A 15,294-nucleotide genomic window follows, 5' to 3' on the forward strand; every position below is an offset into this window, starting at 1 on the left:
GAAACAACTCATGAGCAACCAGGGCAAGGTCGTACAGATCATCGGCGCGGTCGTCGACGTCGAATTCCCGCGCGAGAGCGTGCCGAAGGTGTACGACGCGTTGAAGGTGCAGGGCACCGCCATCACGCTGGAAGTGCAGCAGCAGCTGGGTGACGGCGTGGTCCGCACCATCGCGCTGGGCTCCACCGACGGCCTGAAGCGCGGCCTGCTGGCCGAGAACACCGGGCGCGCGATCGCGGTGCCGGTGGGCAAGGGCACCCTCGGCCGCATCATGGACGTGCTCGGCAATCCGATCGACGAGGCCGGCCCGGTGCAGGCCGACACCACCTGGGAAATCCACCGCGCGGCCCCGAGTTACGAGGACCAGGCCGCCACCACCGAGCTGCTGGAGACCGGCATCAAGGTGATCGACCTGATGTGCCCGTTCGCCAAGGGCGGCAAGGTCGGCCTGTTCGGCGGCGCCGGCGTCGGCAAGACCGTCAACATGATGGAGCTGATCAACAATATCGCCACCGAGCACTCGGGTCTGTCGGTGTTCGCCGGCGTGGGCGAGCGCACCCGCGAGGGCAACGACTTCTACCACGAGATGCAGGAGTCGGGCGTGGTCAACGTGCAGGAGCACGCCAAGTCCAAGGTGGCGATGGTGTACGGCCAGATGAACGAGCCGCCGGGCAACCGCCTGCGCGTGGCGCTCACCGGCCTGACCATGGCCGAGTACTTCCGCGACGAAGGCCGCGACGTGCTGCTGTTCATCGACAACATCTACCGCTACACCCTGGCCGGTACCGAAGTCTCGGCGCTGCTGGGCCGCATGCCGTCGGCGGTGGGCTACCAGCCGACCCTGGCCGAGGAAATGGGCGTGCTGCAGGAGCGCATCACCTCGACCAAGACCGGTTCGATCACCTCGATCCAGGCGGTGTACGTGCCCGCGGACGACCTCACCGACCCCTCGCCGGCGACCACTTTCGCGCACCTGGATGCGACCGTGGTGCTGTCGCGCTCGATCGCCTCGCTCGGCATCTACCCGGCGGTGGACCCGCTGGACTCGACCAGCCGCCAGATGGACCCGCTGGTGATCGGCAACGAGCACTACGAGACCGCCCAGCGCGTCCAGCAGACCCTGCAGAAGTACAAAGAGCTGAAGGACATCATCGCGATCCTGGGTATGGACGAGCTGTCCGAAGAGGACAAGCTGGCCGTGGCGCGCGCGCGCAAGATCGAGCGCTTCTTCAGCCAGCCGTTCCACGTGGCTGAAGTGTTCACCGGCAGCCCGGGCAAGTACGTGCCGCTGAAGGAAACCATCCGCGGCTTCAAGGGCATCGTCGACGGCGACTACGACCACCTGCCGGAGCAGGCGTTCTACATGGTCGGCACGATCGACGAGGCCGTCGAGAAGGCGAAGAAGCTGGCGGCCTGAGCCGCCGCTTCGATTGACGCGTTCGACTGAACGGAAGGAATCACGATGGCATCCACCATCCGCTGCGACATCGTCAGCGCCGAGGCCGAGATCTTCCACGGCGAGGCCGAGCTGGTCGTGGCCACCGGCGAGCTGGGCGAGCTGGGCATCGCGCCCAAGCACGCCCCGCTGATCACCCGGCTCAAGCCCGGCAAGATCGTGGTCACCCTGCCGGGGGGCGACAAGCTGGACTTCGCCATTTCCGGCGGCATCCTCGAGGTGCAGCCGACGGTGGTGACGGTGCTGGCCGATACCGCCGTGCGCGCCGACGCGATCGACGAGGCGGCGGTGCGCGCCGCCAAGGAAGAAGCCGAGCGCATCATCGCCCGCCGCGGCGAGGCGATGGAGATCGCCGAAGCGCAGAAGCGCCTGGCCGAGGTCACCGCGCAGCTGCAGGCGCTGGAGCGCCTGCGCAAGAACCTCAAGCACTGATCCAGGCGCTCGAGTGTGACCAAGTTCACGGGCTCGGCGAAGCCAGGCCCGTTCGCGTTTCTGGCTGTCCACCGTTCAGGCCGGGTATGGCCGGTGGTGCGATGATCGTGGCATCCCGCGCCCGGAGACCTGCCATGTCCCGATCCTTCAAGTTGCTGGCCAGTGCACTGCTGGCGGTGGTCGCGCTCTCGCTGTCGGCCTGTGCCACCGGGCCAAGCGTGCGCACCGATCGTGACCCCACAGCCGATTTCGGCCGCTACCGCACCTGGAGCTTCTACAAGCCGATCTCGATGGAACAGGCCGGGTACACCTCCTGGGTGTCCGACCGCATCCGTGAGGACGTGCGCCGCGAGATGGAGGCCCGCGGATACCGCTTCGTCCCCGAGAATGGGGACCTGCTGGTGAATTTCCAGACCCGCGAGCGCGAGCGCAGCCAGGTGTGGAACGTGCCGCGCGTGGATTTTGGCTGGGCCTACAGCTACCGCTACCACGCCTTCGTGTCGGTGCCGTTCTGGTATGACGAGCCCCAGGTCAGCCGTTACCGCGAGGGGGTGCTGACTGTGGACCTGGTCGATGGGCAGCGCAACCGTCTGGTCTGGACCGGCTCGGCGAGCGCGCCGGAAGCCTCCAAGCGCACCCCGGAAAAGAAGATGGCCGACATCGACCAGGCCATCAGCAGCATCTTCGCCAAATATCCGTACAAGGCCGGCCCGTAAGCCAGGTCGCCGGGCCGCGGGTAGCGACGCTCCGGGCGCCAACGATGGCGCCCGGAGCGCGTGCGGCGGATCAGAACTTCGGCTTGTCGGCGCTGCCGTCGTAGCGCTGGATCGAATCGACGATGACGCGGCGTGCCTGTTCGGCGCCTTCCCAGCCGGCCAGCTTCACCCACTTGCCGGGCTCGAGGTCCTTGTAGTGCTCGAAGAAGTGGCCGATGCGCTGCAGCCAGTGCGGGCTTACCTTCTGGATGTCGTCGATGTGGCTGTAGCCGGAGAACACCTTGTCCACCGGCACCGCCAGGATCTTCTCGTCGCCGCCGGCCTCGTCGGTCATCTTCAACAGGCCCACCGGGCGGCAGCGGATCACCGACCCCGGCACCAGCGGCAACGGCAGGATCACCAGCACGTCCACCGGGTCGCCATCGTCGCAGATGGTGTGCGGCACGTAGCCGTAATTGCAGGGGTAGCGCATCGGGGTGGACAGGATGCGGTCCACGAAGATCGCGCCCGAGGCCTTGTCCACCTCGTACTTGACGGGTTCGGCGTCCTTCGGGATTTCGATGATGACGTTGATTTCGTCCGGCGGGTTCTTGCCGGTGGTGACGAGGTCCAGGCCCATGGGGGGTCTCCGAAAGTGGGGCGCGCGCGTGGGCGCGTGAAGCAGGGAAGGAATCCCGCATTTTACCCGCGATGGCCGGATGCCGTGGCGCGCAGCCTGTATCCTTGCCACGCCTTGTTGCCCGCCGCGCCGCGCGGGCCTTTCCGTTGCGAGAACGCCCGATGACGCAGCCCCTCCGCATTGCGATGGCGCAGTTCGATTTCCCGGTCGGCGATGTGGCCGGCAACGCGGCGCGGATCGCGGAGATGATCGCGCAGGCGCGCGACGAATACGCGGCCGACATCGTGCTGTTCCCGGAACTGGCCCTGAGTGGCTACCCGCCGGAAGACCTGCTGTACCGCCCGGCGTTCCTGCGCGCCTGCGAGGAGGCGATGGCGCAGGTGGCCGCGGCCGCGCGCGGGATCGTGGCGGTGGTGGGCTGGCCGCAGCCGGCAGGCAGCGTGGTGTACAACGCCGCCAGCGTTCTGCGCGATGGCGGCATCGCCCACACCTACCGCAAGCGCGAGCTGCCCAACTACGCGGTGTTCGACGAGCGCCGCTATTTCGACGTCGACCCCGACCGCGAGGACTGCGTGTTCGAGGTGGCAGGCGTGCAGCTGGGGCTGTTGGTCTGCGAGGACCTGTGGTTCCCCGAGCCGATCGCCTCCACCGTGGGCAAGGGCGCGCAGCTGGTGCTGGTGCCGAACGCTTCGCCGTTCGAGCACGACAAGCACGCCGAGCGTGATGCGTTGTTGATGCAGCGTGCGCGCGAGACCGGCGCCGGGATCGCCTACCTCAATCTGGTCGGCGGGCAGGATGCGCTGGTGTTCGACGGTGCCTCGGTGGTGGCCGATGGGGATGGGCATGTGCATCCGGCCGCGGTGGCGTTCGAGGAGCAGTGGCTGGTGGTCGAGTTCGACCCCGAACGCCGGCGCTTCGCACCGCTGCAGTGGACGGTGGACGGTGACGAGAGCCGCGAGGCGCTGGCCTGGCGCGCGGTGGTGCGCGGCACCCGCGACTACTGCCGCAAGAACGGCTTCGGCAAGGCCTGGCTGGGGCTGTCGGGCGGGATCGACTCCTCGCTGGTGCTGGCGATCGCCGCCGACGCGCTGGGGCCGGAGAACGTCACCGCGGTGCGGCTGCCGTCGCGCTACACGGCCGGGCTCTCGAACGACCTGGCGCAGGAACAGTGCGACGCGATGGGCGTGGCGATGGTGACGCTGCCGATCGAAAAGCCGTTCCAGGGCTACCTCGACGCGCTGGCGCAGGTGTTCGCCGGGCAGCCGGTGGATGTCACCGAGGAGAACCTGCAGTCGCGCATCCGCGGCGCGCTGCTGATGGCGCTGGCCAACAAGTTCGGCGGCCTGCTGCTGACCACCGGCAACAAGAGCGAGTACGCGGTGGGCTACGCCACCATCTACGGCGACATGTGTGGCGGCTATGCGCCGATCAAAGACCTCTACAAGACCGAGGTGTTTGCGCTTGCGCGCTGGCGCAATACGGTAGGCGACCGCATCATCCCGCAGGCGGTGATCGACCGTCCGCCGACGGCGGAGCTGCGCGAGAACCAGCGCGACCAGGATTCGCTGCCGCCCTACGACGTGCTGGATGCCATCCTGCTGCGGCACGTGGACCAGGAGCAGTCGCGCGCGGAGATCGTGGCAGCGGGGTTCGATGCCGCGACGGTGGACCGCGTGCTGCGCCTGGTACGCATCAGCGAATGGAAGCGCCATCAGGCCGCGCCGGGGCCGAAGGTCAGCCGGCGTGCGTTCGGGCGCGAGCGCCGCTACCCGGTCAGCAGCGGCTGGCGCGACTGACGGCTCCGGAACGGCGAAGGCCGGCATTTGTGCCGGCCTTCGTGACGTGAGCAGCGGTTCGTGCCGGGCTCAGCGCACGTCCGGGCTCAGCGGGTTCAGGCGCTTGAACACGCTTGGGAACTTCGGCCAGCGCCCGCTCAGCCACGGGTGTTGCGGGTCGTTCTGCTCCAGCACGCGGCGGGCGTCGGCGGCCAGCTTGGACTCGCCCATGCGGGTATAGGCCTCGCCCAGCAATGCCACCGCATCGTTCTGGGATTCGCTCTGCGGATAGGTTTCCAGCAGGTAGCTGGCGCGTTCGGCCGCCGACACCCACGCACCGCGGCGGAGGTAGTACAGGCCGGTGGTCAGCTCGAAGCGGGCGAACTGGTTGCGCAGGAACACCATGCGCTGGCGGGCGTCGGCCACGTAGCGGCTGTTCGGGTAGCGGGTGATCAGGGTGTTGAAGTCGTTGTACGCCTGCATCGGCGCGTCCAGGTCACGGTTGCTGGTGTCCAGGTTGAAGGTGCGCGCCATGAACACGGTGTTGCGCGCCATGTCGGTCAGGCCGCGCAGGTAGTACATGTAGGCGATGTTCTTGTGGGTCGGGTAGGTGCGGATGAAGCGGTCGATGGTGGAGATCGCGTCCTCGTGCTTGCCTGCCTTGTACTGGGCGTAGGCCTGCTCCATCAGCGCCTGCTCGGCGTAGGGGCCGTACGGGTACTGCGCGATCAGGCGGCCGAAGGTCTCGCTGGCCGAGGTCCAGTTGCCGCGCTCCATCTGGGCGTGGGCGCGATCGTACAGCTCGGCCACCGGCACGCCTTCGTTGCGGTTCTTCTTACCCTTGAACAAGCCCTTGCCGCCGGAGCAGCCGGCGACGACGAGGACGAGCACGAGCACGGTGGCGGTGCGCAGCAGGCTGGAACGGGCGGTCATGGGCATCGAACGGGCGCCGGGGGCATGAAGGCTGGATAATAGCAGTCCCACGCTTTAATCAGGCCCGAACGCGCCGCCCGGCGCCGCCCCCATGAACGACGCATCCCCCCGCATCGCCCGCATCCCCGACGCGGCCGCCGGCCGCCGCCTGGATGCGGTGCTGGCCGAGCTGTTCCCCGAGTATTCGCGCTCGCGCCTGTCCGCCTGGATCAAGTCCGGCGACGTGCAGGTGGACGGCGCGCCCGCGCGTCCGCGCGATCCCGTGCGCGGCGGCGAGGCGGTGATGCTGGCCGTGGTCGAGGATGTGCAGACCCACGCCGTGGCCGAGGACATCCCGCTCGACGTGCTGTACGAGGACGCGCACCTGTTCGTGCTGGACAAGCCGGCCGGGCTGGTGGTGCATCCGGGCGCGGGCAACCCGGCCGGCACCCTGGTGAACGCGCTGCTGCACCGCGATCCGAACCTCGACAAGCTGCCGCGCGCCGGCATCGTCCACCGCCTGGACAAGGACACCAGCGGGGTGATGGTGGTGGCGCGCACCCTGCCGGCGCATACCGCGCTGGTGGCGCAGCTGTCCGCGCGCGAGGTGCACCGGCAGTATCTGGCGATCGTGGTCGGGGCGCTGGTGTCCGGCGGTACCGCCGCCGCGCCGATCGACCGCCACCCGCGCGACCGCCTGCGCATGGCCGTGCGCGAGGATGGCAAGGAGGCCGTCACCCACTACCGCCTGCGCGAGCGCTTCCGCGCCCACACCGCGCTGGAATGCCGGCTGGAGACCGGGCGCACCCACCAGATCCGGGTGCACATGGCGCATCTGAAGTATCCGATCGTGGGCGATCCGCTGTACGGCGGGCCGCTGAAGTTGCCAAAGGGGGCGTCCGAGGAGTTGATCGCGGCCCTGCGTGGCTTCAAGCGGCAGGCGCTGCACGCCGAGGTGCTGGAGTTCGCGCATCCCATCACCGGCGCGCCGGTGCGCTGCGAAGCGCCGGTGCCGGACGACATGCAGCAGCTGATGCGATTGTTGCGGGAAGACGCCGCCGCTCACGCCGAGGTGGAGCGGGCGCGGCGATGAGCGCGTTCCTGCGCGCCGACTGGCCGGCGCCGTCCGGCGTGCATGCGCTGACCACGCTACGCCACGGGCTGGGGATCTCCGCGCCACCGTTCGATCATTTCAACCTCGGGGCGCGCTGCGGCGATACGCCGGAGGCGGTGGCGGAGAACCGCCGCCAGCTAGAGGCGGCATTGCAGTTGCCGGCCTCGCCGCGCTGGCTGCGCCAGGTGCATGGGGTGGAGGTCGCGGTCGAGCCCGGCGGCGACGAGCCGCAAGCAGACGCGGTCGTGACGCGCACGCCCGGCAAGGTGCTCGCCATCCTCACCGCCGACTGCCTGCCGGTGGTGCTGGCGGCGAAAGACGGCTCGGAGATCGCCGCCGCGCATGCCGGCTGGCGCGGGCTGGCGGCCGGCGTGCTGGAGGCGACAGTGGCGGCGATGCGCACCCCGCCCGCGGGCCTGGCGGCCTGGCTGGGGCCGGCGGCGGGTCCGCAGGCCTATGAGATCGGCGAGGAGGTGCGCGCGGCGTTCGTCGAGCGCGATCCCGGCGCCGCCGCGGCCTTCGTGGCGACCCGGCCCGGGCACTGGCGGGTGGATCTGTACGCGCTGGCGCGGCGGCGGCTGGCCGCGGCCGGGCTGGCGATGGAGGCGATCCACGGCGGCGGGCTGTGCACCATTTCCGATCCCGCGCGCTTCCATTCGCACCGGCGCGATGGTCGCGGCGGACGCATGGCCACCTTGGCCTGGATCGCGCCCTCAGCCTGAGTCCTGTGCCAGCAGCCAGGCCAGTTTCTCCGCCCGCGGGCGGCGCTTGAGGCGGTATTCCGCGCGCAGTGCGCTGGCGCGGTCGGGATAGGGCCGGCTGGCCAGCACGCACTCGGGCGGGTGCGCGCGGGTGTATTTCGCGCCGGTGCCGGCGGCGTGCTCCCGGAACCGGCGCGCCACGTCGGTGGCGATGCCGGCATACAGGCTGCCATCGCGGCAGCGCAGCAGGTAGAGGTGCCAGGCGGGCATGCCGGCAGCATAACCGCGTCTCAACGCCGGCTGCGATTTGACTTGAATCACGCCGCCGCAACCGCATGTGGAGGACATTGGCCGCGCCGCGGCCCTCCTTACAGGAACCCCTCCCATGCGCATGGACAAACTCACCTCGCGCTTCCAGCAGGCCATTGCCGACGCGCAGTCGCTGGCGGTCGGGCGCGACCACACCATCATCGAACCGGTGCACCTGCTGCTGGCCCTGCTCGACCAGCAGGGCGGCGGCACCCGCCCGCTGCTGGCGCAGGCCGGCGTCAACGTGCCGGTGCTGCGCGAGCGCCTGGTCGAGGCGCTGGAGCGCCTGCCCAAGGTCAGCGGCCAGGCCGGCAACGTGCAGGCCGGCAATGACCTCGTCCGCCTGCTCAACGTCACCGACAAGCTGGCGCAGCAGCGCGGCGATGCCTACATCGCCAGCGAGCTGTTCCTGCTCGCCGCGTTGGAAGATTCCGGCGAGGCTGGCAAGGCGCTGAGAGCGGCCGGCGCCAACAAGCAGGCACTCGAAGCCGCCATCGACAAGCTGCGTGGAGGTGAAAAAGTGACCGACGAAAATGCAGAAGAGGCGCGCCAGGCGCTGGAGAAATACACCATCGACCTCACCGCCCGCGCCGAGTCCGGCAAGCTCGACCCGGTGATCGGCCGCGACGAGGAGATCCGCCGCACCGTGCAGGTGCTGCAGCGGCGCACCAAGAACAACCCGGTGCTGATCGGCGAGCCGGGCGTCGGCAAGACCGCGATCGTGGAAGGCCTGGCCCAGCGCATCGTCAACGGCGAGGTGCCGGAAGGCCTGCGCGGCAAGCGGCTGCTTGCGCTCGACATGGGCGCGCTGATCGCCGGCGCCAAGTTCCGCGGCGAGTTCGAGGAGCGCCTGAAGGCGGTGCTGAAGGATCTGGCCAAGAACGAGGGCCAGATCATCCTGTTCATCGACGAGCTGCACACCATGGTCGGCGCTGGTAAGGCCGAGGGCGCGATGGACGCCGGCAATATGCTCAAGCCCGCACTGGCGCGCGGCGAGCTGCACTGCATCGGCGCCACCACCCTGGACGAATACCGCAAGTACATCGAGAAGGATGCCGCGCTGGAGCGCCGCTTCCAGAAGGTGTTCGTGGGCGAGCCCTCGGTGGAAGACACGATTGCCATTTTGCGCGGGCTGAAGGAGAAGTACGCGGTGCACCACGGGGTGGAGATCACCGACCCGGCGATCGTCGCCGCGGCGACGCTCTCGCATCGCTACATCCCCGATCGCCAGCTGCCGGACAAGGCCATCGACCTGATGGACGAAGCGGCCAGCCGCATCCGCATGGAGATCGACTCCAAGCCGGAGGAGCTGGACCGCAAGGAGCGCCGGCTGATCCAGCTCAAGATCCAGCGCGAGGCGCTCAAAAAGGAGAAGGACGCCGAGTCGAAGCAGCGCCTGGCCGACCTGGAGAAGGAGATCGCCGCGCTCGAGCGTGAATATGCCGACCTCGAGGAAATCTGGAAGGCCGAGAAGGCGACCCTGCAGGGCGCGACCAAGATCAAGGAGCAGATCGAGCAGGCCAAGCTGGAACTGGAAGCCGCCCAGCGCCGCCAGGACTACGCCAAGATGAGCGAGATCCAGTACGGCCGTATTCCTGAACTGGAAAAGCAGCTCAAGGCCGCGCAAGAGGCCGAGCAGAAAGGGTTCCGGCTGCTCCAGGACAAGGTCACGGCCGAGGAAATCGCCGAGGTGGTCAGCCGCTGGACGGGCATCCCGGTCAGCAAGATGCTGGAGGGCGAGCGCGAGAAGCTGCTGAAGATGGAACAAGCGCTGCACGCGCGCGTGGTCGGCCAGGACGAGGCGATCAAGGTGGTGTCCGATGCGGTGCGCCGTTCGCGCGCCGGGCTGTCCGACCCCAACCGCCCCAGCGGCTCGTTCCTGTTCCTTGGCCCCACCGGCGTGGGCAAGACCGAGCTGTGCAAGGCGCTGGCCGAGTTCCTGTTCGACAGTAGCGATGCGATGGTGCGCATCGACATGAGCGAGTTCATGGAGAAGCACGCGGTCAGCCGGCTGATCGGTGCGCCTCCGGGGTATGTCGGCTACGAGGAAGGCGGCTATCTCACCGAGGCGGTGCGCCGCCGGCCGTACAGCGTGATCCTGCTGGATGAAGTGGAAAAGGCCCATCCGGATGTATTCAACATCCTGCTGCAGGTGCTCGACGACGGCCGCCTGACCGACGGCCAGGGCCGCACCGTGGATTTCCGCAACACCGTGATCGTGATGACCTCCAATCTCGGTAGCCAGATGATCCAGGAGATGGCCGCCGATGATTCGCCTGAGGCCTACACCAAAATGAAGGCTGCGGTGATGGGCGTGGTGCAGGCGCATTTCCGCCCGGAGTTCATCAACCGGCTGGACGACATCGTGGTCTTCCACCCGCTGCAGAAAGAGCAGATCAAGCAGATCGCGCGCATCCAGCTCTCTGGGCTGGAGAAGCGGCTGGCCGAGCGCGGGCTGCGCCTGGAGGTCGGCGACAAAGCGCTGGAATTGCTGGCCAACGTCGGCTTCGACCCGGTGTACGGCGCGCGCCCGCTCAAGCGCGCGATCCAGCAGCAGATCGAAAACCCGCTGGCGCAGGAAATCCTGTCCGGCCGCTTCACCAGCGGCGACGTGGTGAAGGTGGATGCCGAGGGCGGCAGGCTGGTGTTCGTGAATGCTTGAGTTTTGATTTGAGGAAAAGAAAACGGGCGCTATAGGCGCCCGTTTTCTTTTATGCGCAGGTCCGCGCCTAGTCTGGTTTCTGGATGGCGCAGGTGGCATCGCCGGAATTGCAAATCGTCGGGGCCACGCCAGGCGGAAATGGTTCGAAAACAACGGGTTCTGAGTTCTGTATGTCTTCTCGCGTCAGGGGTTGCATAGGCCGGCAATAGCGAGCGTTGGGGCTTGGGATGGGCTGCTCGGAAAGGCCGGCGGAGACCGCAGTGTTCATGTAGGCCTTGGCTTCCGCTAGGCATGCGCCTTCGGCTGCGCGAATCCTGTAGTTGTTGTAGGCGGGCAATGCGATTGCGGCAAGGATTGCCGTTACCGGAATGACCAGGAGAAAGCCGACGATGAATACGACAAGACAGCCGCTCAGGTGGCGCTTCTGGAGTTGGGGCTGGTCCGTGTACGCGTATTTATCCACCACCAGCGTGCCTGCAACGAAGTCATGCAGTGCTTGCTTCCTCTGCGTAAAAGCGGCCATCAGGAAGCCAATGTACAGAGTCAGATAGGAGAGGGCTGTCGCGATCCAGCGCCCGAGCGCACGCCCAAAGCTGATCCGCTTTCCCTGCAGGTCCACAACTTTGATCCCAAGTGCACGCTTGCCAAGTGTGGCTTGCGCGGAGGAGCTTTCCTGGAGCGCGTAGTAGAGTGGCGCGGAAAACAGATAAACGAGGTAGAAAATCGCATTGATCGCCCCCTCCTCGCTGCCAGCTCCTGCTGCAATTGCGATAATGGCGGCGACAATTGCGACGGGGATGCCAAGAATCAAGCCGTCGAGCATGAGTGCGGCAACCCGCCGGACGAACCCCGCATAGACGACATCTGGCGGAGACATGGACTGCGTTTGCACAGCCTCTGGAGCGGTCGAAGGTGGTGCCAATGCTTTCCCACAAGTAGCGCAGTAGAGTGCGTTATCCGCGGCCTGAGTGCCGCAGTTCGAGCAAAAAGCCATCCTTCATATCCCCTGGTGAATTGTTGGATTCGTTCCCAAGGATATTGTCGTGCTCGGGTGTTCTGTCAATAGAGAATTTCGCGTGCAGCGGTCGCCTGCCTATGGCTTGCGAGAGTTTCGTTGACGGTGTAGCCGCGGGGTCGTTTTCAATCCAGTCGGGAAATATTCGTCACCGCCACTGGCGTCTCAGGGGAGGGTCGCCGCTGGGCGCGGCGCGCCGGGGCGGGCGATCGCGTACATCTGCCAGGCGATGTCCTTCAGCAGCGCGCTGCGGTCGTCGCCTAGCGCGTACAGGTCGAAGTGGGTGCGGCCGGGCACGAAGCGGAACTCGCTTTTCGCGCCCACGCCGTCCAGCACTGCTTTGAGCCGGCGCGCCGCGCCGTCGAGGTAGAAGGTGTCGGCGGTACCGACGTACACGTGCAGCTTGCCGTCGAGGTCAGGGCGCAGGTGCGCCCAGTCGGACTGGATCAGGTGGGCGATGTCGTAGTGGTCGCGCCAGTAGGCGACCACCTGTGGATCGACGGCGCCGGTGCCGCGGTCGAACAGCGGCATTGGCCGGCCGTCGGCGCCGCGCGGGGAAAACACCCATTCGAACGAGGCCAGCTGCCCGCCCACCGGGCCGATCACTTCCTCCAGCCGCGCGAACTGCTCGAAGCTGGCCACCACCTGGCCCTTGTCGCGCACCAGCGGGAAGGCGCTGCCGTCGGCGCGGCGATAGACGTTGGCACCGTCGGCGTACAGGTCCACCCCGGTGAAGTCGTGGAAATCGCTGGGATCCGGCGCGGTGGACCAGGTGCCGCCGAACACCTTCGGGTAGCGCACTTGCAGCCACAGCGTGGCCCAGCCGCCGGAAGAGTGCCCGTTGAGGAAGCGGCCCTCGGCCCGCGCGTCCATGCGGTAGTGGCGTTCCAGGTCGGGGATCAGCTCCGCGGTCAGGGCCTGGCCCCACGGGCCGTTGTTCACCGAATCCGCGAACTCGTGGGTGCCGGTGGGGCTGGATTCGTCCAGCAGCACCCAGATCATCGGCGGCAGGCTGCCGTCGCGCATGCCGGCGTAGGCGGAGATCGCGGTCGGCACCAGCGCGCGCTGGCTGCCGCCGAAGCCGTGGGTGAAATACAGCACGGGGTAGCGCGTCTCGTCGTCGGCGTCATAGCCGGGTGGCAGCACCACCCAGCCGCGCATGTGGATCGGGCGGCCCCAGAACGCGCTGAGCGCGGGGCTGATGAAATCGATCGCGCGGGTCGCGGCCTTCGCTGCCGGCGCCGCCGCGCGCAGGGCCTGCGGGAAGCGCTCCGGCAGCTGCCAGGGGTCGCCCGCTTGCGGCAGGCGCTGGTCCAGCACCAGCGTCACCGCGCTGGCGTCGCCGCCCAGCGCCATCTTCACCGGGACGCTCAGCAGGTCGTCGGGGCCGCGCCCGGCATAGTTGTCGTCGCGCGCGGTGTCCAGCACCGCCTGCACGTAGTAGTCGCCGGCCGGCAGCTGCGAGAACGGCCGCGGCCAGGCCAACGATTCAGTGTCCATCGCCACCGCCAGGCCGGGGGCGAGCCGCACGATGTCCATGCCGGCGACGCTGGCGGCCTGGCCGCCGAACGGGCTGGCCTCCACCGCGGTGACCTTGCCGCCGAACTTGGCCGCGGCGCTGGCGGCCGGCTCCACGAACACCAGCAGGCGCCCGGAGGCCGGGGCGGTGGCGGTTGCCGGCAGCTGCACGCGCAGTTGCGGCTGCGCGGCCTGGGCGTGGGCGAACAGGCCGGCGGCGAGCAGCGGCAGAAGCAGGGCGGTGCGCAGGGACATGGCGGGCAACCGTGGGCAGGGGGAAGCCCGCACTCTACGCCCGCCGGTCGCCGCGCGCAGGGGCGGTCAGGCGGCGGGGGGCGCGGCGCGCGGCGCGCGGTAGGGCGGGGTGGCCATCACCATGTCGGTGAGCGAATAGGCCAGCTCGCGCTCGGCCAGCACCGCCGCATCGGCGCCATGCGCCAGCAGGTGCTGCACCTCAGTATCGCTGTGCGCACGCGCCAGCACGCTGATCATGGGATTGGCGGCCTTCATCCGCGCCACCACCTCGCCGGCCTCCAGTGCGTTCGGCACTGCCAGGATGCCCAGATGGGCCCGCTCCGGATGTGCTTCCTGCAAGACGCGAACATCGGCGGCGTTGCCGTGTACGGTGGCAAGGCCCTGCGCACGGGCGGCAAGCGCGCGCTCGCGGTCGGCTTCCACCAGTACCAGCGGCACGCCGCGTTCGCGCAGCAGCTGCGCCAGGTGGCGCCCGACCCGCCCGTAGCCGACCAGGATCACGTGCCCGGCCAGGTCCTGCGGCAGCGGCGCGGCATCCTCGCGCCGCGGCGCGTCGCGTGCGGTGCGGCGCTCCAGCCACGCGAACAGCAGCGGATTGATGACGATCGACAGCAGCGCACCGGCCAGGATCAGGTCGCGCCCTTCCGCCGGCAGCAGGCCCAACGCGATCCCGAGCCCGGCGAGGATGAACGAGAACTCGCCGATCTGGGCCAGGCTGGCGGCAATGGTGAACGCAGTGTCGTTCGGCTTGCCGAACGCGCGCACGATCGCCCACGCCGCCAGCGACTTGCCCAGCACGATGATCAGCAGCGTGGCGAGCACGTGCAGCGGATGCTCGATCAGGATCAGCGGGTCGAACAGCATCCCCACCGAGACGAAGAACAGCACCGCGAACGCGTCCCGCAGCGGCAGCGAATCGTTGGCCGCTTTGTGCCCGAACTCGCTTTCGTTCAGCAGCATGCCGGCGAAGAACGCGCCGAGCGCGAAGCTGACCCCGAACAGCTCGGCGGCGCCGAACGCGACGCCCATCGCCACCGCCAGCACGCACAGCGTGAACAGCTCGCGCGAGCCGGTGCCCGCCACGCCTTCCAGCAGGCGCGGGATCAGGCGGCGGCCGACCAGCAGCATCAGCGCCACGAACCCGCCCACCTTGAGCAGGGTGAGCAGCAGGGCCAGGCCGAGCCGGCCGGCGCCGCCGTCGTGGTCGCCCAGCGCCGGCAGCAGCACCAGCGCCAGCACCATCGCCAGGTCCTCGACGATCAGCCAGCCCACCGCCACCCGGCCCTTGCCGGTGTCCAGCAGGCGGCGGTCCTCCAGCGCGCGCAGCAGCACCACCGTGCTCGCCACCGACAGCGCCAGCCCGAACACCAGGCCGGCGGCATGGCTCCAGCCCAGCCAGTAGTGCGCCATCGCCCAGCCCATCGCGGTGGCCGCCGCGATCTGCGCGATCGCGCCCGGCAACGCGATCGCGCGGACCGCCATCAGGTCCTTCAGCGAGAAATGCAGCCCGACCCCGAACATCAGCAGGATCACCCCCACCTCTGCCAGCTGCGGCGCCAGCGTCTGGTCGGCTACGAAGCCGGGCGTGAACGGCCCCACCAGCACCCCGGCCAGCAGGTAGCCGACCAGTGGCGACAGCCGCAGCCGGCGCGCCAGCATCCCCAGCGCGAAGGCCATCACGAACCCGACGCAGAGCAGGGCGATCAGCGAGGTGTGGTGCGGCATGCGGGCTCCCGTGCGGCGATGCGGGCATGATCGCATGCGCGCGGGCCGCACCTCGCGCCGGGCCGGCAAACGACGACGCCCCGGC

The 15,294-nt window shown here is 68.6% G+C and carries 13 protein-coding genes and 1 pseudogene; 7 read left to right on the top strand and 7 right to left on the bottom strand.

Features of this window, described 5'->3' with window-relative positions; translation table 11 throughout:
- Positions 1–10: 10 nt before the first annotated feature.
- The 3 genes from atpD (at position 11) to EDC34_RS05250 (ending at position 2,604) form a co-directional block, all read left to right on the top strand.
- On the top strand, positions 11–1,417 hold the full coding sequence (atpD, locus tag EDC34_RS05240) for a F0F1 ATP synthase subunit beta (protein ID WP_114959778.1): 1,407 nt from the start codon (positions 11–13) through the stop codon (positions 1,415–1,417).
- 45 nt (positions 1,418–1,462) lie between these two features.
- Positions 1,463–1,888 (top strand): F0F1 ATP synthase subunit epsilon, encoded by a 426-nt coding sequence (locus EDC34_RS05245; protein WP_114959777.1) that lies wholly within the window; start codon positions 1,463–1,465, stop codon positions 1,886–1,888.
- Between the two features lie 134 nt (positions 1,889–2,022).
- Complete coding sequence (locus EDC34_RS05250; RefSeq protein ID WP_162797679.1) at positions 2,023–2,604, top strand: DUF4136 domain-containing protein; 582 nt, start codon at positions 2,023–2,025, stop codon at positions 2,602–2,604.
- Positions 2,605–2,674: 70 nt separating this feature from the next.
- On the opposite strand, the gene ppa is transcribed toward EDC34_RS05250, so the two are convergent.
- Entirely contained in the window at positions 2,675–3,223 is a 549-nt protein-coding gene (gene ppa, locus EDC34_RS05255) for an inorganic diphosphatase (RefSeq protein ID WP_114959775.1), read from the bottom strand.
- Between the two features lie 161 nt (positions 3,224–3,384).
- On the opposite strand from ppa, the gene EDC34_RS05260 reads away from it, so the two are divergent.
- Positions 3,385–5,019: an NAD+ synthase gene (locus EDC34_RS05260; RefSeq protein WP_114959774.1), complete on the top strand. Its 1,635-nt coding sequence runs from the start codon at positions 3,385–3,387 to the stop codon at positions 5,017–5,019.
- Between the two features lie 69 nt (positions 5,020–5,088).
- Here EDC34_RS05260 and EDC34_RS05265 read toward each other — a convergent pair whose 3' ends face one another.
- Entirely contained in the window at positions 5,089–5,931 is an 843-nt protein-coding gene (locus tag EDC34_RS05265) for an outer membrane protein assembly factor BamD (RefSeq protein WP_114959773.1), read from the bottom strand.
- A 91-nt stretch (positions 5,932–6,022) separates the two neighbouring features.
- Between EDC34_RS05265 and rluD the strand changes: the two genes are divergently transcribed.
- A complete protein-coding gene (rluD, locus tag EDC34_RS05270; RefSeq protein WP_114959772.1) occupies positions 6,023–7,003 on the top strand; it encodes a 23S rRNA pseudouridine(1911/1915/1917) synthase RluD in 981 nt (326 codons plus the stop codon).
- Positions 7,000–7,746 carry a peptidoglycan editing factor PgeF gene (gene pgeF, locus EDC34_RS05275; RefSeq protein ID WP_114959771.1) on the top strand — a complete coding sequence of 249 codons (747 nt, stop codon included), beginning with the start codon at positions 7,000–7,002 and terminating at the stop codon, positions 7,744–7,746. Before rluD ends, pgeF begins: the two co-directional genes overlap by 4 nt.
- Here pgeF and EDC34_RS05280 read toward each other — a convergent pair.
- Positions 7,738–7,995 (bottom strand): GIY-YIG nuclease family protein, encoded by a 258-nt coding sequence (locus EDC34_RS05280; protein WP_114959770.1) that lies wholly within the window; start codon positions 7,993–7,995, stop codon positions 7,738–7,740. The genes pgeF and EDC34_RS05280 overlap by 9 nt on opposite strands.
- Positions 7,996–8,110: 115 nt before the next feature.
- On the opposite strand from EDC34_RS05280, the gene clpB reads away from it, so the two are divergent.
- A complete protein-coding gene (gene clpB, locus EDC34_RS05285) occupies positions 8,111–10,696 on the top strand; it encodes an ATP-dependent chaperone ClpB (protein WP_114959769.1) in 2,586 nt (861 codons plus the stop codon).
- 67 nt (positions 10,697–10,763) lie between these two features.
- On the opposite strand, the gene EDC34_RS05290 is transcribed toward clpB, so the two are convergent.
- From EDC34_RS05290 to ybaL, 4 genes and pseudogenes are all read right to left on the bottom strand, one after another.
- Positions 10,764–11,573 carry an RDD family protein gene (locus tag EDC34_RS05290; protein ID WP_162797678.1) on the bottom strand — a complete coding sequence of 270 codons (810 nt, stop codon included), beginning with the start codon at positions 11,571–11,573 and terminating at the stop codon, positions 10,764–10,766.
- Between the two features lie 48 nt (positions 11,574–11,621).
- A pseudogene (locus EDC34_RS12525) lies at positions 11,622–11,690 on the bottom strand (zinc-ribbon domain-containing protein); the annotation flags it as partial.
- A gap of 186 nt (positions 11,691–11,876) precedes the next feature.
- Positions 11,877–13,484, bottom strand: coding sequence for an alpha/beta hydrolase (locus tag EDC34_RS05295; RefSeq protein WP_114959767.1), 1,608 nt, complete (start codon positions 13,482–13,484; stop codon positions 11,877–11,879).
- A gap of 66 nt (positions 13,485–13,550) precedes the next feature.
- The gene (gene ybaL, locus EDC34_RS05300; RefSeq protein ID WP_114959766.1) at positions 13,551–15,209 is read right to left on the bottom strand and encodes a YbaL family putative K(+) efflux transporter; all 1,659 of its coding nucleotides are present in this window, start codon (positions 15,207–15,209) and stop codon (positions 13,551–13,553) included.
- Between the last annotated feature and the right edge of the window lie 85 nt (positions 15,210–15,294).

The sequence above is a fragment of the Thermomonas haemolytica genome (assembly GCF_004346265.1).
In the GTDB taxonomy this organism is placed as follows: domain Bacteria; phylum Pseudomonadota; class Gammaproteobacteria; order Xanthomonadales; family Xanthomonadaceae; genus Thermomonas; species Thermomonas haemolytica.

What these genes read in the sequence shown, in the direction of transcription:
- EDC34_RS05265 (WP_114959773.1), bottom strand. Translation starts at nt 5,931, where the DNA reads ATGACCGCCCGTTCCAGCCTGCTGCGCACCGCCACCGTGCTCGTGCTC.
- EDC34_RS05245 (WP_114959777.1), top strand. Translation starts at nt 1,463, where the DNA reads ATGGCATCCACCATCCGCTGCGACATCGTCAGCGCCGAGGCCGAGATC.
- clpB (WP_114959769.1), top strand. Translation starts at nt 8,111, where the DNA reads ATGCGCATGGACAAACTCACCTCGCGCTTCCAGCAGGCCATTGCCGAC.
- EDC34_RS05250 (WP_162797679.1), top strand. Translation starts at nt 2,023, where the DNA reads ATGTCCCGATCCTTCAAGTTGCTGGCCAGTGCACTGCTGGCGGTGGTC.
- EDC34_RS05290 (WP_162797678.1), bottom strand. Translation starts at nt 11,573, where the DNA reads ATGTCTCCGCCAGATGTCGTCTATGCGGGGTTCGTCCGGCGGGTTGCC.
- pgeF (WP_114959771.1), top strand. Translation starts at nt 7,000, where the DNA reads ATGAGCGCGTTCCTGCGCGCCGACTGGCCGGCGCCGTCCGGCGTGCAT.
- EDC34_RS05260 (WP_114959774.1), top strand. Translation starts at nt 3,385, where the DNA reads ATGACGCAGCCCCTCCGCATTGCGATGGCGCAGTTCGATTTCCCGGTC.
- atpD (WP_114959778.1), top strand. Translation starts at nt 11, where the DNA reads ATGAGCAACCAGGGCAAGGTCGTACAGATCATCGGCGCGGTCGTCGAC.
- ybaL (WP_114959766.1), bottom strand. Translation starts at nt 15,209, where the DNA reads ATGCCGCACCACACCTCGCTGATCGCCCTGCTCTGCGTCGGGTTCGTG.
- EDC34_RS05280 (WP_114959770.1), bottom strand. Translation starts at nt 7,995, where the DNA reads ATGCCCGCCTGGCACCTCTACCTGCTGCGCTGCCGCGATGGCAGCCTG.
- rluD (WP_114959772.1), top strand. Translation starts at nt 6,023, where the DNA reads ATGAACGACGCATCCCCCCGCATCGCCCGCATCCCCGACGCGGCCGCC.
- EDC34_RS05295 (WP_114959767.1), bottom strand. Translation starts at nt 13,484, where the DNA reads ATGTCCCTGCGCACCGCCCTGCTTCTGCCGCTGCTCGCCGCCGGCCTG.
- ppa (WP_114959775.1), bottom strand. Translation starts at nt 3,223, where the DNA reads ATGGGCCTGGACCTCGTCACCACCGGCAAGAACCCGCCGGACGAAATC.